The 19,828-nt window shown below is 61.8% G+C and carries 19 protein-coding genes and 1 other RNA gene; 16 read left to right on the top strand and 4 right to left on the bottom strand.

Features of this window, described 5'->3' with window-relative positions:
* Positions 1–76: 76 nt before the first annotated feature.
* Both C4K27_RS25520 and C4K27_RS25515 read left to right on the top strand, forming a co-directional pair.
* On the top strand, positions 77–694 hold the full coding sequence (locus C4K27_RS25520) for a glutathione S-transferase N-terminal domain-containing protein (RefSeq protein WP_007928460.1): 618 nt from the start codon (positions 77–79) through the stop codon (positions 692–694).
* Positions 695–710: 16 nt separating this feature from the next.
* On the top strand, positions 711–1,127 hold the full coding sequence (locus tag C4K27_RS25515) for a ClpXP protease specificity-enhancing factor (RefSeq protein ID WP_053262566.1): 417 nt from the start codon (positions 711–713) through the stop codon (positions 1,125–1,127).
* 55 nt (positions 1,128–1,182) lie between these two features.
* On the opposite strand, the gene C4K27_RS25510 is transcribed toward C4K27_RS25515, so the two are convergent.
* From C4K27_RS25510 to C4K27_RS25495, 4 genes are all read right to left on the bottom strand, one after another.
* On the bottom strand, positions 1,183–1,761 hold the full coding sequence (locus tag C4K27_RS25510) for a BON domain-containing protein (protein ID WP_053262565.1): 579 nt from the start codon (positions 1,759–1,761) through the stop codon (positions 1,183–1,185).
* Positions 1,758–2,351, bottom strand: a complete 594-nt coding sequence (locus tag C4K27_RS25505) for a phosphoheptose isomerase (RefSeq protein WP_007928463.1) — start codon at positions 2,349–2,351, stop codon at positions 1,758–1,760. The genes C4K27_RS25510 and C4K27_RS25505 overlap by 4 nt, the downstream gene beginning before the upstream one ends.
* A 107-nt stretch (positions 2,352–2,458) precedes the next feature.
* A complete protein-coding gene (locus C4K27_RS25500; protein ID WP_007928464.1) occupies positions 2,459–2,830 on the bottom strand; it encodes a YraN family protein in 372 nt (123 codons plus the stop codon).
* Positions 2,830–4,641: a penicillin-binding protein activator gene (locus tag C4K27_RS25495; RefSeq protein WP_053262564.1), complete on the bottom strand. Its 1,812-nt coding sequence runs from the start codon at positions 4,639–4,641 to the stop codon at positions 2,830–2,832. The genes C4K27_RS25500 and C4K27_RS25495 overlap by 1 nt, the downstream gene beginning before the upstream one ends.
* Before the next feature lie 237 nt (positions 4,642–4,878).
* On the opposite strand from C4K27_RS25495, the gene rsmI reads away from it, so the two are divergent.
* From rsmI to C4K27_RS25425, 14 genes are all read left to right on the top strand, one after another.
* Positions 4,879–5,733 carry a 16S rRNA (cytidine(1402)-2'-O)-methyltransferase gene (gene rsmI, locus C4K27_RS25490; protein ID WP_173613364.1) on the top strand — a complete coding sequence of 285 codons (855 nt, stop codon included), beginning with the start codon at positions 4,879–4,881 and terminating at the stop codon, positions 5,731–5,733.
* 73 nt (positions 5,734–5,806) lie between these two features.
* Positions 5,807–6,160, top strand: an RNA gene (rnpB, locus tag C4K27_RS25485) — RNase P RNA component class A.
* A 308-nt stretch (positions 6,161–6,468) separates the two neighbouring features.
* Positions 6,469–6,924 carry a division/cell wall cluster transcriptional repressor MraZ gene (gene mraZ / locus C4K27_RS25480; protein WP_003205355.1) on the top strand — a complete coding sequence of 152 codons (456 nt, stop codon included), beginning with the start codon at positions 6,469–6,471 and terminating at the stop codon, positions 6,922–6,924.
* A complete protein-coding gene (gene rsmH / locus C4K27_RS25475) occupies positions 6,921–7,868 on the top strand; it encodes a 16S rRNA (cytosine(1402)-N(4))-methyltransferase RsmH (RefSeq protein WP_053262562.1) in 948 nt (315 codons plus the stop codon). The genes mraZ and rsmH overlap by 4 nt, the downstream gene beginning before the upstream one ends.
* Complete coding sequence (gene ftsL / locus C4K27_RS25470) at positions 7,865–8,158, top strand: cell division protein FtsL (RefSeq protein ID WP_009050721.1); 294 nt, start codon at positions 7,865–7,867, stop codon at positions 8,156–8,158. Before rsmH ends, ftsL begins: the two co-directional genes overlap by 4 nt.
* Positions 8,158–9,882 (top strand): peptidoglycan D,D-transpeptidase FtsI family protein, encoded by a 1,725-nt coding sequence (locus C4K27_RS25465; protein ID WP_164523783.1) that lies wholly within the window; start codon positions 8,158–8,160, stop codon positions 9,880–9,882. Before ftsL ends, C4K27_RS25465 begins: the two co-directional genes overlap by 1 nt.
* Complete coding sequence (locus C4K27_RS25460) at positions 9,882–11,345, top strand: UDP-N-acetylmuramoyl-L-alanyl-D-glutamate--2,6-diaminopimelate ligase (RefSeq protein WP_053262560.1); 1,464 nt, start codon at positions 9,882–9,884, stop codon at positions 11,343–11,345. Before C4K27_RS25465 ends, C4K27_RS25460 begins: the two co-directional genes overlap by 1 nt.
* Complete coding sequence (locus C4K27_RS25455) at positions 11,338–12,705, top strand: UDP-N-acetylmuramoyl-tripeptide--D-alanyl-D-alanine ligase (RefSeq protein ID WP_053262559.1); 1,368 nt, start codon at positions 11,338–11,340, stop codon at positions 12,703–12,705. The genes C4K27_RS25460 and C4K27_RS25455 overlap by 8 nt, the downstream gene beginning before the upstream one ends.
* Positions 12,705–13,787: a phospho-N-acetylmuramoyl-pentapeptide-transferase gene (gene mraY / locus C4K27_RS25450; protein ID WP_007928475.1), complete on the top strand. Its 1,083-nt coding sequence runs from the start codon at positions 12,705–12,707 to the stop codon at positions 13,785–13,787. Before C4K27_RS25455 ends, mraY begins: the two co-directional genes overlap by 1 nt.
* A gap of 5 nt (positions 13,788–13,792) precedes the next feature.
* Entirely contained in the window at positions 13,793–15,139 is a 1,347-nt protein-coding gene (gene murD / locus C4K27_RS25445; RefSeq protein ID WP_007928476.1) for a UDP-N-acetylmuramoyl-L-alanine--D-glutamate ligase, read from the top strand.
* Entirely contained in the window at positions 15,136–16,353 is a 1,218-nt protein-coding gene (gene ftsW / locus C4K27_RS25440; RefSeq protein ID WP_007928477.1) for a putative lipid II flippase FtsW, read from the top strand. Before murD ends, ftsW begins: the two co-directional genes overlap by 4 nt.
* Complete coding sequence (murG, locus tag C4K27_RS25435; protein WP_009050717.1) at positions 16,343–17,413, top strand: undecaprenyldiphospho-muramoylpentapeptide beta-N-acetylglucosaminyltransferase; 1,071 nt, start codon at positions 16,343–16,345, stop codon at positions 17,411–17,413. Before ftsW ends, murG begins: the two co-directional genes overlap by 11 nt.
* Entirely contained in the window at positions 17,406–18,863 is a 1,458-nt protein-coding gene (gene murC / locus C4K27_RS25430; RefSeq protein WP_007922136.1) for a UDP-N-acetylmuramate--L-alanine ligase, read from the top strand. The genes murG and murC overlap by 8 nt, the downstream gene beginning before the upstream one ends.
* On the top strand, positions 18,860–19,828 hold the full coding sequence (locus C4K27_RS25425) for a D-alanine--D-alanine ligase (protein WP_053262558.1): 969 nt from the start codon (positions 18,860–18,862) through the stop codon (positions 19,826–19,828). Before murC ends, C4K27_RS25425 begins: the two co-directional genes overlap by 4 nt.

Below are 19,828 nucleotides of genomic sequence, written 5' to 3'. Positions count from 1 at the left end.
AGGCGTTACGGGAGGCGCCCTCTGGGCGCGCTCGTTTTTCTGCTTCCGATAATTTCAACAAGCGAGGAGGACCGCCATGGGCGTGACCAATCGGTTGGCCTGTTACTCCGACCCCGCCGACCACTATTCCCACCGGGTACGTATCGTGCTCGCAGAGAAGGGTGTCAGCGCCGAGATCATCAGTGTGGAGGCGGGGCGTCAGCCGCCGAAGCTGATCGAAGTGAACCCTTACGGCAGTCTGCCCACCCTGGTCGATCGTGACCTGGCGTTGTGGGAGTCGACCGTGGTGATGGAATATCTGGATGAGCGTTACCCGCACCCGCCACTACTGCCGGTTTACCCAGTGGCGCGTGCCAACAGCCGTCTGCTGATCCACCGGATCCAGCGTGACTGGTGTGGGCTGGTGGATCTGATCCTGGATTCCCGGACCAAGGAAGCCGCTCGGGCCCAGGCTCGCAAAGAGCTGCGCGAGAGCCTGACTGGCGTTTCACCGCTGTTCGCGGAGAAGCCGTTTTTCCTCAGTGAGGAACAAAGTCTGGTGGATTGCTGCCTATTACCAATACTCTGGAGATTACCGATCCTGGGTATTGAATTGCCACGGCAAGCCAAGCCGTTGCTTGATTACATGGAGCGCCAGTTCGCCCGTGAGACGTTCCAGGCAAGTCTGTCTGGCGTCGAACGCGACATGCGCTAAGGCTTAAGGAGCCGCTATGAACTCCAGTCGACCTTATCTGGTCCGCGCGCTCTACGAGTGGATTGTGGACAACGATTGCACCCCGCATATGCTGGTCAATTCCGAATACCCGGCGGTGCAGGTGCCTCAGGGTTTCGCCAGTGACGGACAGATCGTCCTGAATATTTCGCCGAGTGCCGTGCGTCATTTGCACATGGATAACGAGGTGGTGACTTTCGAGGGGCGCTTCGGTGGCGTCCCGCATAGCTTGTACGTCCCTGTGCCGGCGATCCTGGGCATTTACGCCCGGGAGAATGGTCAGGGTATGGTGTTCGATCTGGAGTCGCCCGTGGATGACGAGGACGATGAAGTTGAGCCGGATGATGATATTCCACCACCGGATAACGAGCCGCCGCGTCCAAGCGGTCGACCCAGTCTGAAGGTCGTGAAGTAATAAAAAAGGCGATCCATCCGGATCGCCTTTTTTGTGTCTGTACCTTTCGTTCACATCAGTCGATGTACTCGAACAGTTTGACGATTTTCTGCACGCCGGAAACGCCCTGTACCAGATTGGTCGCCTGGGTGGCTTCCTGTTGGGTCAGCAGGCCCAGCAGGTAGACGATGCCGTTTTCCGTCACGACCTTGATGCGCGAGCCTGGAATGCTGGCATCGGTCAGCATCTGGGTCTTGATCTTGGTGGTCAGCCAGGCATCGTTCTGCCGGGCCAGCAGGGAAGAGGGCGGCAGAACCTGCAGTTCGTTGTGGACTTTCTTCACCCGTTGCACGGCGCTGGCGGCCTGCTCGGCGAGTGTCTTGAGCTCGGCGCGCGGGGTCTGGCCAGCCAGCAGGACGATACCGTTGAAGCTGGTCACCACGATGTGCGAATTGTGGTCCAGATCCGGACTGGCCTTGGCGACGTTCACTTCGACTTTGGTCTGGATCAGTGAGTCATCGATCTTGCTGCCGAAGGTGCGGGTGCCGCGGTCATCTTCGATCGGGCTTTCGCGGGTGGCGGTAATCACCGAGCTGCAACCGCTGATGCTCAAGGCTAGGGTCAGGGCCAGTAGGCCAAGGCGATTAGGGGTCATTCTTCACTCCCGAACAGTTGGCTGTCGATCAAGTCGCAGAGGCAGTGGATCGCCAGCAGGTGGACTTCCTGGATGCGTGCAGTGACATTGGCCGGTACGCGAATCTCGACATCTTCCGGCAATAGCAGGGACGCCATGCCGCCGCCATCGCGACCGGTCAATGCTACGACAATCATTTCGCGATCATGTGCGGCCTGGATCGCTTGAATAATATTCGCCGAGTTGCCGCTGGTGGAAATCGCCAGCAGGACATCGCCAGGCTGGCCCAGGGCGCGAATCTGCTTGGAAAAGACTTCGTTGTAGCTGTAGTCGTTGGCGATCGAGGTAATCGTCGAGCTGTCGGTGGTCAGTGCAATGGCTGGCAGGCTCGGGCGCTCGCGCTCGAAACGGTTGAGCAGTTCGGAGGAGAAGTGCTGGGCATCGCCGGCTGAGCCACCATTGCCGCAGGAAAGCATTTTTCCTTCGTTGAGCAGGGCGTTGACCATGACCTGGCTGGCTTGCTCGATGTGCGGTGCAAGTACGTCCATCGCCTGTTGCTTGGTGTCGATACTGGCCTGAAAAAGCTGGCGAATTCGGGATTGCATGTCCATCTGTGTGACCTTAAGTGGCGCGGCTTTCTGGCACATGAATGTGCTGCCCGCAAAGCAAAGAGCAAAAATGTTGAGTGAAAATGTCCGGCTCGGCCCGAGAGCGTCGATCAGCTTTCAAAGGCATTCCGTAGCCAGTTCAAATGAGTGGTCGTACCTGGGGCGCTGTCTATGGCGACCACATCGAAACGGCAAGGGTGGTTGGACCAGCGCGACTCGCGCTGCAGGAAAAACTGTGCGGCGAGTATCAGTTTCTGACGCTTGCGTGCGTCGATGCTGCCTAGTGCGCCACCCCATTGCGTGTGTTGTCTGTAGCGGACTTCGACGAATACTACTGTATCGCCGTCAAGCATGACCAGATCAAGCTCGCCGCGTTTGCACAACCAGTTCTGCGCCAGCAGGCGCAGCCCCTGTTGTTCAAGATGCCGGAGCGCTTGGGCTTCGGCATCCTGACCGCTTTGCTGACGTGATCGTTGTGGCATTAGCGCTGGGTGTCAGGCAGGCGAGTGATCTGGCCGCTGACGAACTCGGCCCATGGCAGCTGGCGTTGAACGCGCTGGCTCGGGCTCATGGTCAGGCTGCCCGACAGGCCTTCGATGCGGCTGTCCGGCAGGGCTTTGAGTTGCCCCAGGCGTGGTGCCAGGCGGTAGGCGTCGGCGCCCATCGCATACAGTCGACCCAGGCTGCCACCGGCTTGTGGCCACTGCGCGGCGACCTGTCGGCGCAGCGGGTCATTGGCATCCAGCAGCCAAGGCGTCTCGCAGAAGCGTATGCCGTTCATGTCGTTGTACTGGTTCTGGTCGCCGCTGGCGCTGAAGACATGAGAGGTGGCGTAGACAGGTACATCGCCGGCGTACTGGAAGTTCAGGGTCGGCTTGATCTGTTGTGCCTGTTGCGGAGTGGATGCCAGGAAAATGAACTCGATGTCCTGGCGACGTGAAGGTTGTGCGGCCACTTGAGTACCAGCGGCGTTCTGCAGGCTCTTGGCGCGGGCTTCGCTCTGGCGCAGTTGGAACAGGTCGGCAATCTGCTGGGCCAGGGCTACCGGCTGATCGACGCGTTCGATACCTACCACGCTACCGCCGTTACTTTCCCAGTCCTGACGGAAAGCCTTGAGCACACGATCACCCCATTCGCCGCGTGGCACCAGGACCGCAGCGCGGTGCAGGCCGTCGGCGCGGGCGCGGCGGGAGACTTCGCGAGCCTCATCTTCGGCGGCCAGGCCGAACTGGAACAGTTGCGCGGGGCCTTGTTCGCCTTCGCTGTAGTTCAGCGCCAGGGTGGTGATAGGCAGTTGCGGGCGCGCGGCAAGCTGTTTGACCAGCGGTTTTTCCAGCGGGCCGACGACCAGTTGCACGCCATCTGCCTGGGCCTTGCGATAGAAGTCATCCAGCGAAGTCAGGCGCGAGCTGTCGTAGAACTCGATGCTGGGAGGCTTCTGACCGGCTTGCTGAGCCTGATAGTGCGCGGCCATGAAGCCGTCGCGCAGGGCCTTGGAGACCGCGGCCAGCGGGCCGTCCTGCGGCAACAGCAGGGCGATCTTGGACAGCGGCTGGCTGGCCAGTTCCTTGAGTTTGGTCAGCGGCAGCGGCAGCTGAATGGCCGCCGGATGCTTGGGGTTCTGTGCGCGCCAGTTGTCGATGGCGGCCTGCTGTTGTTCCAGGGTGCCGGCGGTCTTCACTGCCAGCGCCAGGCTCATCCAGCCGCCCAGGTCATCGTTGCCGACGGCTTGCAGTTGATCGGTCGGCAGGCTGGCAATCAATGCCCAGATGGCTTCGTGGTTCTTGCTCGCGGCGTCGTCCTTGAGCAGTGGCGCAATGAAAATGCGCTCCCGTGTCGCGGCGAGGGCCTGGCCGTCAGCCTCTAGTGCGCGAGCGTGGACAGTGCCGGTGCGGATTTGCTGCTCTTCCGGCAGTTCGCTCAGGCGTTGCAGGCTCGGGTGGCTCAGGGCAGTCAGGGCGGCCTTTGGCTGGTTGCGAGTCATGGCCAGTTCGGCGGCCAGGGTGCTGGCGAAAACCTGCTGGCCGGGCTTGAGTTGCTCCATCGGCACTTGTTGCAGGATTTGCGCGGCCTGGCCGGCGTTGCCCTGGCGATAGGCCAGGTCGGCAGCGCTCAAGCGCAGCAGGGCTGCCTTGTCGGGTGTTTTGCTGTTGGCGGCCTGTTCGAGCAGTTGCTCGATGCTGGCATCCGGGGTCCGTGGAAGTTCGCCAAGGCTGGAGGAGGGCGAGCTGGCGCAAGCCGCCAGGAGGGCGGCAAGGCATAAGGCAGAGAACAGCCGCAGGCAAGCGATCATGTAAGTGTTCCTGATACTCGATCAAATTAGCGTGGAATTGTACCCAAGCACTGGCCGGGGCGCGATGTTACTGGCAATAAACCGTCTATTTTAGGTCGAGCAAATGTTGCAGTGCTTTAGAGCGGCTGGCGCTGTCGCAGGCGTGAGGTGCCTGCGACACGCATTCCGAAGGCTTCTACGCGCTACAATGGCGCTTTTACCGATCAAGAGGTGTGCGCTTTGACTGCTCCAGGTCCTTTGAATTCCGCTGCTGGCTCGCTTTATGTGGTGGCGACGCCCATCGGCAACCTGGACGACATCAGTGCCCGGGCCTTGAAGATCTTGCGTGAGGTGGCGCTGATTGCCGCCGAAGACACGCGCCACTCGCAACGCTTGATGCAGCACTTCGGGATTTCCACGCCGCTGGCCGCCTGCCATGAACATAACGAACGGGATGAAGGCGGCCGTTTTCTCACGCGTCTGTTGGCGGGAGACAGCGTTGCGCTGATTTCCGACGCGGGCACGCCGTTGATCTCCGATCCGGGTTACCACCTGGTGCGTCAGGCGCGTGCGGCGGGTATCAATGTCGTTCCTGTTCCTGGGGCCTGCGCTCTGATTGCGGCCTTGTCGGCGGCGGGGCTGCCTTCCGATCGTTTTATCTTCGAGGGTTTTCTGCCGGCCAAGGCGGTAGGGCGGCGCGGGCGTCTTGAACTATTAAAGGAAGAGCCGCGCACGCTGATTTTCTATGAGGCGCCACACCGTATTCTCGAGTGCTTGCAGGATATGGAGTCGGTGTTCGGTGGCGAGCGTCCGGCATTGCTGGCCCGGGAGCTGACCAAGACCTTTGAAACCCTCAAGGGGCTGCCGCTTTCGGAGTTGCGGGCTTTCGTTGAGGCAGACAGCAATCAGCAGCGCGGCGAATGCGTGGTGCTGGTAGCGGGATGGTCAGCGCCGGAGAGCGACGAGGCTGTGAGCAGTGAGGCGATGCGGGTTCTCGACCTGCTGCTCAAAGAGATGCCGCTCAAGCGTGCCGCAGCATTGGCGGCGGAAATTACCGGCGTGCGCAAGAATGTGCTCTATCAAGTGGCGCTGGATAAACAGAAAGGCGAGTAAACGCGATCGGCGGAATGGCAAAAGGCTTTTATCACTTGTTCTTCCGCCGCTCTGCCGTTAACCTGCGCGGCGGAGAGTCGATTGGACAGTCGCTGCCCTCTATGAAAATTAGAGGGGGGAGGAAAGTCCGGGCTCCATAGGGCGGAGTGCCAGGTAATGCCTGGGAGGCGCGAGCCTACGGAAAGTGCCACAGAAAATAACCGCCTAAGCACTTCGGTGCCGGTAAGGGTGAAAAGGTGCGGTAAGAGCGCACCGCACGTCTGGCAACAGTTCGTGGCTAGGTAAACCCCACTCGGAGCAAGACCAAATAGGGTTCCAAGGCGTGGCCCGCGCTGGAACCGGGTAGGTTGCTAAAGATGTCCAGTGATGGCCATCGTAGAGGAATGACTGTCCTCGACAGAACCCGGCTTACAGATCGACTCTCCACCTTTTCCCTCCCTGCTTGAATCAATAGCAGAAGCGCTTTTGTAATACCGAAAAGATCTTACTCTTAACAAATTACTTTAACTTCGCAATACAGCTTCTTGAGCTGATTGAAGTTATTGCACCAAATCCTTCGCCAGATTCCCGTTACCCCTCCTTTTAGTCTCCTAAATCTCCGTTCTATAAGGCTTTTCCGTCGCTCCGTGCCTTGACGGTGTGGTGGGCGCATTCCTATAGTGTGCGCAAGTGGCGGAAAGTGGCATGAAGTGGGTTTTTTGGACGTAAAACGCTAAAATTTGGAGAAACGCTGACGTGTTTCGCGGAGCTAACGCTATCAGTCTCGACGCAAAGGGCCGTCTCGCCATGCCGAGCCGGTACCGTGACGAGCTCGTTTCGCGTAGTTCCGGGCAACTTATCGTCACTATTGATGCCGTTGATCCGTGTTTGTGTGTCTACCCCCTCGACGAGTGGGAAATTATTGAAACCAAGCTGCGCGCGCTGCCTTCGCTACGTGAAGAAAACCGTCGCTTGCAGCGTTTGCTGATTGGTAATGCCGTCGACCTCGAACTCGATGGCAGTGGTCGTTTTCTGGTTCCGCCGCGTCTGCGCGAATATGCCAAGTTGGATAAGCGCGCAATGTTGGTAGGCCAACTGAACAAGTTCCAACTGTGGGACGAGGATGCCTGGAATGCTGTTTCCGCAGCGGACCTGGCAGCTATTCAACAACCGGGCGCCATGCCTGATGAACTGCGTGATTTGATCCTGTGACTATTGATAGCGGCTTTAACCACATCACCGTACTGCTTGACGAAGCCGTCGAGGCTCTCGCCGTACGTCCTGATGGCTGCTATCTGGATGGCACCTTCGGTCGCGGTGGTCATAGTCGTCTGATCCTCAGCAAGCTCGGGCCGGATGGCCGGCTGCTCGGATTCGACAAAGATCCTCAAGCGATTGCCACCGGGCAAGCGCTAGCGGCCGAAGACGGCCGCTTTGTCGTTGTGCAGCGCAGCTTTGCCGAGCTAGGCTCGGAGGTGGCCGAGCGTGGCCTGGATGGTAAGGTCAGCGGCGTGCTGCTCGACCTGGGCGTGTCTTCGCCGCAGCTCGACGATCCTGAGCGCGGCTTCAGTTTTCTCAATGATGGTCCCCTAGATATGCGCATGGACCCGTCCCGCGGCATCAGCGCGGCGGAGTTCGTCAACACCGCACCGGTGGAAGAAATCGCCCGAGTGTTCAAGGAATACGGCGAAGAGCGTTTCTCCGGTCGTATGGCCCGCGCCGTGGCTGAGCGCCGCGATATCAAGCCGTTCGAACGCACCGCCGACCTGGCGGAAGTCTTGAAAGTCGCCAACCCGGCCTGGGAAAAGGGCAAGAACCCGGCAACCCGTGCGTTCCAGGGGTTGCGCATTCATGTCAACAACGAACTGGGCGATCTGGAAGCCGGCCTCGAAGCCGCGCTGGAATGCCTGGAGGTCGGCGGCCGTCTGGTGGTCATCAGTTTCCACTCGCTGGAAGATCGCATCGTCAAACTGTTCATGCGCAAGCTGGTGAAGGGCGAGGCGGACAACCTGCCTCGCAACCTGCCGGTGCGCCACGTGGCTTTCGAGCCGAAAATCAAAGTCCATGGCAAAGCGCAGACGGCCTCCGACGCCGAGCTCAAGGCCAACCCGCGTTCCCGTAGTGCTGTCATGCGCGTTGCGGAGAAGCTGCGGTGAGCAAGCTTTTCGCCAAGCCACTTCCAGGCGGAAGCTTTTTCATGCTTCTGCTGTTCATCGGCGTCCTGGTGTCCGCGATTGCGGTGTCCTATAGCGCCCACTGGAATCGCCAACTGCTCAACACGCTGTACGGCGAGTTGAGTGTGCGTGACAAGGCACAAGCGGAGTGGGGACGGCTGATTCTCGAGCAAAGCACCTGGACCGCCCATAGCCGGATCGAAGTGCTGGCCACCGAGCAACTGAAAATGCGCATTCCCGGCGCGGCAGAAGTCCAGATGGTGGCGCCATGATGAAGCTTGAAGGCGCACTCTTCCCCTGGCGGTTCCGCCTGGTGCTGGGCTTGCTCGGCATCATGGTGGCGGCGATCGCCTGGCGCATCATCGACCTGCAGGTCGTCGATCGCGACTTCCTCAAGGGGCAGGGCGATGCACGCAGCGTTCGGCATATTCCGATCCCGGCTCACCGTGGCTTGATCACCGACCGTAACGGCGAGCCGCTGGCGGTCAGTACGCCAGTGACCACTCTGTGGGCCAACGCCAAGGAAATGCAGCTGGCCAAGGACAAGTGGCCGGCATTGGCTGCTGCCTTGGGGCAAGACCCCAAGGCGCTGGCCGAGCGCCTTGAAGCGCAAGCCAATAAAGAATTCATCTACCTGGTGCGCGGCCTGACGCCCGAGCAGGGCCAGCAAGTTCTCGATCTCAAAGTGCCGGGGGTGTATGGCATCGAAGAGTTCCGGCGCTTCTACCCAGCCGGCGAAGTGACCGCGCACATGGTCGGCTTTACCGACATCGACGATCGCGGCCGCGAAGGGGTCGAACTGGCTTATGACGAGTGGCTCGCCGGAGTTCCGGGCAAGCGCCAGGTCATCAAGGACCGGCGCGGCAGACTGATCAAGGATGTCCAGGTCACCAAAAACGCCAAGGCCGGCAAGCCCTTGGCGTTGTCGATTGACCTGCGCCTGCAATACCTGGCCAACCGCGAGCTGCGCAATGCCATCGTCGAGAACGGCGCCAAGGCCGGCAGCCTGGTCATCATGGACGTGAAGACCGGCGAGATCCTGGCCATGGTCAACCAGCCGACCTACAACCCGAACAACCGTCGCAACCTGCAACCAGCGATGATGCGTAACCGCGCCATGATCGACGTGTTCGAGCCGGGTTCGACCATGAAGGCCATCTCCATGAGCGCGGCGCTGGAAACCGGGCGCTGGAAACCGAGCGACACCGTCGAGGTGTATCCAGGCACGCTGCAGATCGGCAAATACACCATTCGTGACGTATCCAAGACTGAAGGCGCGGTACTCGACCTGACCGGGATTCTGATCAATTCCAGTAACGTCGGCATGAGCAAGATCGCCTTCGATATCGGTGGCGAAGCCATCTTCCGCCTGGCCCAGAAAATCGGTCTTGGCCAGGACACCGGTCTCGGCTTCCCGGGTGAGCGAGTTGGCAACCTGCCGAACTACCGCGAGTGGCGCAAGGCTGAGACAGCCACGCTGTCGTATGGCTACGGCATTTCGGTGACCGCGATCCAGCTGGTTCACGCCTTCTCGGCCCTGGCCAATAACGGTCGCATCGCTCCGCTGACCCTGATCAAAACCGACAGGACGCCGGAAACCACCCAGGTGATTCCGGAAAAGGTCGCCAAGACCATGCAAGGCATGTTGCAGCAGGTGATCGAGGCTCCGCGCGGTGTGTTCCGTGCCCAGGTACCGGCTTATCACGTGGCCGGCAAGAGTGGTACTGCACGTAAGACTTCGGTCGGTACCAAGGGTTATGCCGAGAACTCCTACCGCTCGCTGTTCGCCGGTTTCGGTCCGATGAGCGATCCGCGCTACGCCATCGTCGTGGTGATCGACGAGCCGAGCAAGGCCGGTTACTTCGGTGGTCTGGTATCGGCGCCGGTGTTCAGCAAAGTGATGTCCGGCACCCTGCGTCTGATGAATATCTCGCCGGACAACCTGCCACCTACCCAACAAGCCAATGCGGCACCAGCTAAAGGAGGGCGCGGCTGATGTCTCTTAGCCTGAACAAGATTTTCGCCCACGCTGGTCGTGATCTGCTGATTCGCGAACTGACCCTGGACAGCCGCAATGTGCGCGCCGGCGATCTGTTTCTCGCGGTGCCTGGCGGCAAGTTCGATGGTCGTGCGCACATCGCCGACGCCTTGCAGCGCGGTGCGGCCGCGGTGGCTTATGAAGTCGAAGGCGCGACCGTCCTGCCGATTACCGACGTGCCGCTGATTCCGGTCAAAGGCCTGGCGGCGCAGCTGTCGGATATCGCCGGGCGTTTTTATGGCGACCCGAGCCGCAACCTCAACCTGATTGGCGTGACCGGTACCAACGGCAAGACCAGCGTGACCCAGTTGGTGGCGCAGGCACTCGACCTGCTGGGCCAGCACTGCGGCATTGTCGGCACCCTCGGCAGCGGTTTTTATGGCGCGCTGCAAAGCGGCATGCACACCACGCCGAACCCGATTGCCGTGCAGGCCACCCTGGCCGACCTGAAAAAGGCCGGCGCCAAGGCCGTGGCGATGGAAGTGTCGTCCCATGGTCTGGACCAGGGGCGAGTCAGTGCTCTGGCCTTCGACGTGGCGGTGCTGACCAACCTGTCTCGCGATCATCTGGATTATCACGGCACCATGGAAGCCTACGGCTCCACCAAGGCCAAGCTGTTCGGCTGGACCGATCTGGGGTGCCGTGTCATCAACCTCGACGATGACTTCGGTCGGCTGCTGGCCAGTGACGAACAGGATTCGCGGTTGATTACCTACAGTCTCGAGGATCCGCGGGCTTATCTGTACTGCCGCGAAGCGCAATTCGACGACGAAGGCGTGCGTGCAACCCTGGTGACTCCGCAGGGCGAACATCATCTGCGTAGCACCTTGCTCGGTCGTTTCAACCTGAGCAACGTGCTGGCCGCTGTCGGCGCCTTGCTCGGCCTGGATTACGCCCTCGACGAAATCCTTAACGTACTGCCGAAACTGGAAGGCCCGGCCGGTCGCATGCAGCGCTTGGGCGGTGGTTCGCAACCGCTGGTGGTGGTCGATTACGCCCACACCCCGGATGCCCTGGAAAAGGTATTGCTGGCCCTGCGTCCCCATGCCAAGGGCCGTTTGCTGTGCTTGTTCGGCTGCGGCGGCGATCGCGATCGCGGCAAGCGTCCGCTGATGGCGGAAGTGGTCGAGCGCCTGGCCGACGGCGTGCTGGTCACCGACGACAACCCGCGCACGGAAGATCCGGCGCAGATTTTCGACGACATTCGTGCCGGCTTCAGCGCAGTGGACAAGGTCGAGTTCGTTTCCGGTCGCGGCCTGGCCATCGCCCAGTTGGTCGCCGGCGCTTCGGCGGACGACGTGATTGTCCTGGCCGGTAAAGGTCATGAGGACTATCAGGAAATCAATGGCGTGCGTCTCGACTTCTCCGACCTGGTGGAAGCCGATCGAGCGCTGACCGCGTGGGAGGTGGCCCATGCTTAAGGCCCTGAAACTCAGTGAACTGAGCGGACCGCTGGCGGGGCGCCTGCTGGCTGGCGATTGCAGCTTCGATGGCGTGAGCATCGACAGCCGGGCGATCAAGCCGGGCCAACTCTTTATTGCCCTGGCCGGCCCACGTTTCGACGGGCACGACTACCTGAATGAAGTCGCCGCCAAAGGCGCCGTCGGGGCCCTGGTCGAACGCGAAGTGCCAGACAGCACGCTGCCGCAGCTGCTGGTCAGCGATACCCGGCAGGCGCTCGGCCAACTGGGGGCGTTGAATCGCGCGGCTTTCACCAAGCCGGTAGCGGCGATTACCGGCTCCAGCGGCAAGACCACAGTCAAGGAAATGCTTGCGAGCATCCTGCGCACGCGCGGGCCGGTGCTTGCCACACGCGGCAATCTGAACAACGACCTGGGCGCGCCCTTGACCCTGCTGGAACTGGCCCCGGAGCACACCGCGGCCGTGATCGAGCTGGGGGCTTCGCGCATCGGCGAAATTGCCTACACCGTGGCGATGACCAAGCCGCAGGTCGCCATCATCAATAATGCCGGTACCGCTCATGTGGGTGAGTTTGGCGGGCCGGAGAAAATCGTCGAGGCCAAGGGCGAGATCCTTGAAGGGCTGGATGCTTCCGGTACCGCTGTGCTCAACCTCGACGACAAGGCATTCCCGATCTGGAAAGGCCGCGCCGCTGGCCGTCAGGTGCTGAGTTTTGCCCTGACCAACAATGCCGCCGACTTTTACGCCTCGGATATCCAGCGCGATGCCCGTGGCTGTCCGAACTTCACCCTGCACGCGGGCAACGGTTCTGAGCGTGTCCAGTTGAACCTGCTGGGTACCCATAACGTTGCCAATGCCCTGGCCGCTGCCGCCGCCGCGCATGCCCTGGGCGTGTCCCTGTTCGGCATCGCCACCGGGCTCAACGCGGTGCAGCCAGTCAAGGGCCGCACTGTCGCCCAACTGGCGAAAAACGGTATGCGGGTAATCGACGACACCTATAACGCGAACCCCACGTCAATGTGCGCGGCCGTTGATATACTCGCCGGCTTTTCCGGTCGCACCGTCCTGGTGCTCGGAGATATCGGCGAGTTGGGCGATTGGGCGGAGCAGGGGCACCGCGAAGTGGGTGCTTATGCCGCCGGCAAGGTGTCGGCGCTCTATGCCGTGGGTCCAATGATGGCCCACGCGGTCGCCGCCTTCGGTGAGCACGCCCGACACTTCGCCAGCCAGGCCGAGCTGATTGCCGCCCTGGGTGCCGAGCAAGATACAAACACCACTATTTTGATCAAGGGATCGCGCAGCGCGGTGATGGAAAACATCGTCGCGGCTTTGTGTGGTTCCAGCACGGAGAAACATTGATGCTGCTGCTGCTAGCGGAGTACCTGCAACAGTTCTACAAAGGCTTCGCGGTCTTTCAGTACCTGACCCTGCGCGGGATTCTCGGGGTACTGACTGCACTGGTGCTGTCCTTGTGGCTGGGGCCGTGGATGATCCGCACTCTGCAGACCCGTCAGATCGGCCAGGCCGTGCGTAATGACGGTCCGCAATCGCACCTCTCCAAGTCGGGTACTCCGACCATGGGCGGCGCGTTGATTCTTTCGGCCATCGGTATCAGCACCCTGCTGTGGGCCGACCTGAGCAACCGTTATGTGTGGGTGGTGTTGCTGGTCACCCTGCTGTTCGGCGCCATCGGCTGGGTCGATGACTATCGCAAGGTGATCGAGAAGAACTCCCGTGGCCTGCCGAGCCGCTGGAAGTACTTCTGGCAGTCGGTATTTGGCCTGGGCGCGGCGATCTTCCTGTATGTCACCGCGCAAACCCCGGTCGAAACCACCTTGCTGATCCCCATGCTCAAGGACGTCAGCATTCCGCTGGGCATCGGCTTCGTGGTCCTGACCTATTTCGTGATCGTCGGCTCCAGTAACGCGGTCAACCTGACCGATGGCCTCGACGGCCTGGCGATCATGCCGACCGTGATGGTAGGCGGCGCCCTGGGCATCTTCTGCTACCTGTCGGGTAACGTGAAATTCGCTGAGTACCTGCTGATTCCTTACGTTCCGGGCGCGGGTGAACTGATTGTGTTCTGCGGCGCGCTGATCGGCGCCGGGCTCGGTTTCTTGTGGTTCAACACCTACCCGGCACAAGTCTTCATGGGCGACGTCGGCGCGCTGGCGCTGGGCGCGGCCCTGGGCACCATCGCGGTGATCGTTCGCCAGGAAATCGTTCTGTTCATCATGGGCGGTGTGTTCGTGATGGAAACCCTGTCGGTGGTCATTCAAGTTGCTTCCTTCAAATTGACCGGTCGTCGTGTCTTCCGCATGGCGCCGATTCATCACCACTTTGAACTCAAGGGCTGGCCCGAGCCGCGTGTGATCGTCCGTTTCTGGATCATCACCGTGATTCTCGTGCTGATCGGCCTTGCCACCCTGAAGCTGAGGTAGAACGAGTGTCTCTGATCGCTTCTGACCACTTCCGCATCGTTGTCGGCCTCGGCAAGAGCGGCATGTCCCTGGTTCGCTTCCTGGCGAACCGGGGCGTGTCGTTTGCCGTCGCCGATACGCGGGAAAATCCACCGGAACTGGCCACGCTGCGCCGTGACTATCCGCATGTGGAAGTGCGTTGTGGCGAGCTGGACGTCGACTTCCTGTGCCGCGCCGACGAGCTCTACGTGAGCCCCGGCCTGGCCCTGGCGACCCCGGCCCTGCAAGCCGCCGCTGCCCGTGGGGTGAAACTCTCCGGCGATATCGAGCTGTTCGCGCGTAACGCGAAGGCGCCGATCGTCGCCATCAGCGGTTCCAACGCGAAAAGCACTGTGACCACCCTGGTGGGGGAAATGGCCGCGGCGGCGGGCAAGCGGGTCGCCGTGGGCGGCAACCTGGGTACGCCGGCCCTGGACCTGCTCAGCGACGATGTCGAGCTGTATGTCATGGAACTGTCCAGCTTCCAGCTGGAAACCACCGACCAGTTGGGGGCCGAAGTGGCCACCGTGCTGAACATCAGCGAAGACCATATGGACCGCTACAGCGGCCTGCCGGCGTATCACCTGGCCAAGCACCGGATCTTCCGTGGCGCCCGGCAAGTGGTGTTCAACCGCCAGGATGCCCTGACCCGGCCATTGATCGGCGAAGGCCTGCCGTGCTGGACCTTCGGCCTGAGCAAACCCGACTTCAAGGCGTTCGGCCTGCGTGAAGAGAATGGCGAGAAATACCTGGCCTTCGAATTCCAGAACCTGATGCCGGTGCGCGAACTGAAGATCCGTGGCGCCCATAACCAGTCCAACGCCCTGGCGGCGCTGGCCCTGGGACATGCGGTCGGCCTGCCGTTCGATGCCATGCTCTCGGCCCTGCGCACCTTCGCCGGCCTCGAGCACCGCTGCCAGTGGGTTCGCGACCTGGATGGCGTGGGTTATTACAACGATTCCAAGGCCACCAACGTGGGTGCCGCACTGGCGGCCATAGAAGGCCTGGGCGCGGATATCGAAGGCAAGATCGTGCTGATCGCCGGTGGCGACGGCAAGGGTGCCGAGTTCAAGGACCTGCGCGATCCGGTGGCGGCCAACTGTCGCGCCGTGATCCTGATGGGCCGCGATTCCGACAAGATCGGCGAGGCCATCGGCGATGCCGTGCCGCTGATTCGTGTCGGCTCCCTGGTCGACGCCGTGGCGCAATGCCGTGCCGCCGCCCAGTCCGGCGACGTGGTGCTGCTGTCGCCTGCCTGCGCCAGTTTCGACATGTTCAAGAACTACGAAGACCGTGGTCACCAGTTCGTCCGCGCCGTGGAGGATCTGGCATGAACCTGAGAGACATCATCAAGCCTTATCCATCGCCGATCATCACCGGGCGCGGCGTCGACCTCGACTTCCCGATGCTCGCCGGCTGCCTGACGCTGCTCGGCCTCGGGCTGATCATGATCGCCTCGGCCTCCACCGAAGTGGCGGCGGTGCAATCGGGCAGCGCCCTGTATTACATGATTCGCCACCTGATCTACGTGGTGCTGGGCCTGGGTGCCTGCATCGTCACCATGATGATTCCGATCGCCACCTGGCAACGCCTGGGCTGGATGATGCTGCTCGGTGCCTTCGGTTTGCTGGTGATGGTGATCATCCCGGGGATCGGCCGCGAGGTGAACGGTTCGATGCGCTGGATCGGCTTCAGTTTCTTCAACGTCCAGCCTTCCGAGATCGCCAAGGTGTTCGTGGTGATCTACCTCGCCGGTTACCTGGTGCGTCGCCAGAAAGAAGTGCGCGAAAGCTGGATGGGCTTCTTCAAGCCATTCATCGTCCTGTTGCCGATGGCTGGCCTGCTGCTGATGGAGCCGGACTTCGGCGCCACCGTGGTGATGATGGGGGCCGCGGCGGCGATGCTGTTCCTCGGTGGGGTCGGGCTGTTCCGTTTCTCCTTGATGGTGGTCCTGGCGGTCGCGGCGGTGGTCCTGCTGATTCAGATGCAGCCCTATCGAATGGCGCGCCTGACCAACTTTGCCGACCCCTGGGCCGACCAGTTCGGCGCGGGCTACCAGTTGTCCCAGGCCTTGATCGCTTTCGGCCGCGGCGAATGGCTGGGCGTTGGCCTGGGCAACAGCGTGCAGAAGCAGTTCTACCTGCCGGAAGCCCACACCGACTTCGTGTTCTCGGTCCTGGCCGAAGAGCTGGGCGCCGTGGGTTCCCTGTGCACGGTGGCGTTGTTCGTCTTCGTCTGTATCCGTGGCATGTACATCGGTCTGTGGGCCGAGAAAGCCAAGCAGTTCTTTGCCGCCTATGTCGCTTATGGCTTGTCGTTCCTGTGGATCGGCCAGTTCCTGATCAACATCGGGGTGAACGTCGGCCTGTTGCCGACCAAAGGTCTGACCTTGCCGTTCCTCAGTTATGGCGGCAGTTCGTTGGTGATCTGTTGCGCCTGTCTTGGCCTGTTGCTGCGCATCGAGTGGGAGAGTCGGACCCACCTGGGCAGCGAAGAGATGGAGTTCAGCGAGAGCGACTTCGCCGAGGAGCCAAGCCATGGGCGCTAATGTGCTGATCATGGCCGGTGGCACCGGCGGTCACGTGTTCCCGGCGCTGGCCTGTGCCCGCGAATTCCAGGCGCGCGGTTATACCGTGCACTGGCTCGGCACCCCGCGCGGCATCGAAAACGAGCTGGTGCCGAATGCCGGCCTGCAACTGCACCTGATCAACGTCAGCGGCCTGCGGGGCAAGAGCAAGCTGTCGCTGCTCAAGGCGCCATTCGTGCTGCTCAAGGCAGTGCTGCAGGCGCGCCGGATCATTCGTCAGCTCAAGCCGGTCTGCGTGCTGGGCTTTGGCGGTTATGTGACCGGCCCTGGTGGCGTCGCGGCAAAACTGTCCGGCGTGCCAGTGATCGTTCATGAACAGAACGCGGTCGCCGGTACCGCCAATCGGCTGCTGGTGCCGTTGTCGGCCCGAGTCTGCGAAGCTTTCCCGGACACCTTTGGTGCCTCCAGCAGCCGGCGTACCACCGGCAACCCGGTGCGCACCGAGCTGTTCCTCGATACACCGCGCGAGGCCCTGGCCGGACGCAAGGCGCGTTTGCTGATCCTGGGTGGAAGCCTGGGAGCAGAGCCGTTGAACAAGTTGCTGCCTGAAGCCCTGGCGCTGGTCTCCCCCGAGCTGCGTCCGGAAGTGTTTCATCAGGCCGGCAAAAACCACGATGAAGTGACTGCAGAGCGCTATCGCGCCGCCGGCGTCGAGGCGCAGGTGCAGCCGTTCATCAAAGACATGGCCCAAGCCTACGGCTGGGCTGACCTGGTGGTCTGTCGCGCAGGTGCGTTGACCGTCAGTGAACTGGCTGCCGCCGGTCTGCCTTCGATGCTCGTGCCTTTGCCTCACGCCATCGACGATCACCAGACCCGCAATGCCGATTATTTGGCTCGTGAAGGCGCTGCCTTCCTGATGCCGCAAAGAACGACTGGCGCAGCGGACCTTGCCGCTCGCCTGACAGAGGTTTTGATGCAACCGGAACGACTCAACAGCATGGCCGACGCCGCACGTCGCCTGGCCAAACCCGATGCCACCCGTAGCGTGGTCGATATCTGCCTGGAGGTGGCCCATGGTTGAGAATCAGAAAGCCATGCCACAACCGGAAATGCGCCGTATCCGTCGCATCCACTTCGTCGGTATCGGTGGCGTGGGCATGTGCGGGATCGCCGAAGTACTGCTGAACCTGGGCTACCAGGTTTCCGGCTCCGACCTCAAGGCGTCGCCGGTCACCGAGCGCCTCGAGTCCTTTGGTGCGCAGATCTTCATCGGCCACCGTGCCGAGAACGCCGCCAACGCCGATGTACTGGTGGTGTCCAGCGCCGTGAACACCTCCAATCCGGAAGTGGCCACCGCCCTGGAACGCCGTATCCCGGTAGTGCCGCGAGCGGAAATGCTCGCCGAGCTGATGCGCTACCGCCACGGCGTCGCCGTTGCCGGTACCCACGGCAAGACCACCACCACCAGCCTGCTGGCCTCGGTGTTCGCCGCCGGTGGCCTGGACCCGACCTTCGTCATCGGTGGCCGGCTGAATGCAGCTGGCACCAATGCACAGCTGGGCACCAGCCGCTACCTGATCGCCGAAGCCGATGAAAGCGACGCCAGCTTCCTGCACCTGCAGCCGCTGGTGGCCGTGGTGACCAACATCGACGCCGACCACATGGCGACCTACGACGGTGACTTCAACAAGCTGAAGAAAACCTTCGTCGAATTCCTGCACAACCTGCCGTTCTATGGCCTGGCCGTGCTGTGCCTGGACGACCCGGTGGTGCGCGAGATCCTGCCACAGGTCAAGCGTCCGACCGTCACCTACGGTTTCAACGAAGGCGCCGACGTGCGGGCGATCAATGTACGCCAGCAGGGCATGCAGACCTTCTTCACCGTGCTGCGTCCCGATCGCGAGCCGCTGGATGTCTCGGTGAACATGCCGGGCAACCACAACGTGCTGAACGCCCTGGCGACCATCTGCATCGCCACCGACGAAGGCATCAGCGATGAGGCCATCGTCCAGGGCCTGTCGGGCTTCCAGGGCGTGGGACGTCGCTTCCAGGTCTACGGCGAACTGCCGGTGGATGGCGGCAATGTGATGCTGGTGGACGACTACGGCCACCACCCGACCGAAGTCGCGGCGGTGATCAAGGCCGTGCGCGGTGGCTGGCCTGAGCGTCGCCTGGTGATGGTCTACCAGCCGCACCGTTTCAGCCGCACCCGCGACCTGTACGATGATTTCGTCCAGGTATTGGCGGACGCCAACGTCCTGCTGTTGATGGAAGTCTATCCAGCGGGCGAAGAGCCGATCCCGGGGGCGGACAGCCGTCAGCTGTGCCACAGCATCCGTCAGCGCGGTCAGCTGGACCCGATCTACATCGAGCGTGGGGTCGACCTCGCGCCGCTGGTCAAGCCGCTGCTGCGCGCCGGCGACATCCTGCTGTGCCAGGGCGCCGGTGATATCGGCGGTCTTGCGCCGAAGCTGCTGGGCAGTCCGTTGTTCGCGGGCGCCGTGCCTGCCGGTCAGGGGAAGTCGAAATGACCGCCGCCTACGCCTCTCTGTTTTCGACCCTCGCGCCGAAGGATTTCGGTCGCGTCGCCGTGCTGTTCGGCGGCAAGAGCGCCGAGCGCGAAGTCTCGCTGAAGTCCGGCAATGCCGTGCTCGAAGCCTTGCTGAGCGCCGGTGTGGACGCCTTCGGCATCGACGTCGGTGACGACTTCCTGCAGCGCCTGCTGAACGAGAAGATCGACCGTGCCTTCATCATCCTCCACGGTCGTGGCGGCGAAGACGGCAGCATGCAGGGCCTGCTGGAATGCATGGGCATTCCCTACACCGGCAGCGGCATCCTGGCTTCGGCGTTGGCGATGGACAAACTGCGTACCAAGCAGGTCTGGCACAGCCTCGGTATTCCGACGCCACGTCACGCCGTACTTGGCTCCGAGGCCGATTGTATTTCTGCGGCTACGGAACTGGGCATGCCTTTGATCGTCAAACCGGCGCATGAAGGTTCCAGTATTGGTATGGCCAAAGTGACATCCGCGTCCGAACTGATCGACGCATGGAAAGCGGCCAGCACCTACGACTCGCAAGTCTTGGTTGAACAATGGATTCAAGGTCCGGAGTTCACCATCGCCACGCTGCGCGGCCAGGTATTGCCACCGATCGCCCTGGGCACGCCCCACACGTTTTACGACTACGACGCCAAGTACCTGGCTTCCGATACCCAGTACCGGATTCCGTGCGGCCTCGACAGTGACAAAGAGCAGGAGCTCATGAACCTGACGGCGAAAGCCTGCGGGGCGCTCGGTATCGCCGGTTGGGCGCGTGCCGACGTGATGCAGGACGCCGATGGCCAGTTCTGGTTCCTGGAAGTGAACACCGCTCCCGGCATGACCGATCACAGCCTGGTTCCGATGGCGGCCCGTGCCGCCGGTCTGGATTTCCAGCAGCTGGTTCTGGCCATCCTGGCGGAGAGTGTCGTCAGTAACGCAGAGCCGCGAGGTTAA

The organism is Pseudomonas chlororaphis subsp. chlororaphis, from assembly GCF_003945765.1.
GTDB classification, from domain to species: Bacteria; Pseudomonadota; Gammaproteobacteria; order Pseudomonadales; family Pseudomonadaceae; genus Aquipseudomonas; species Aquipseudomonas chlororaphis.
This window is presented reverse-complemented; position numbering and strand designations above follow the sequence as displayed.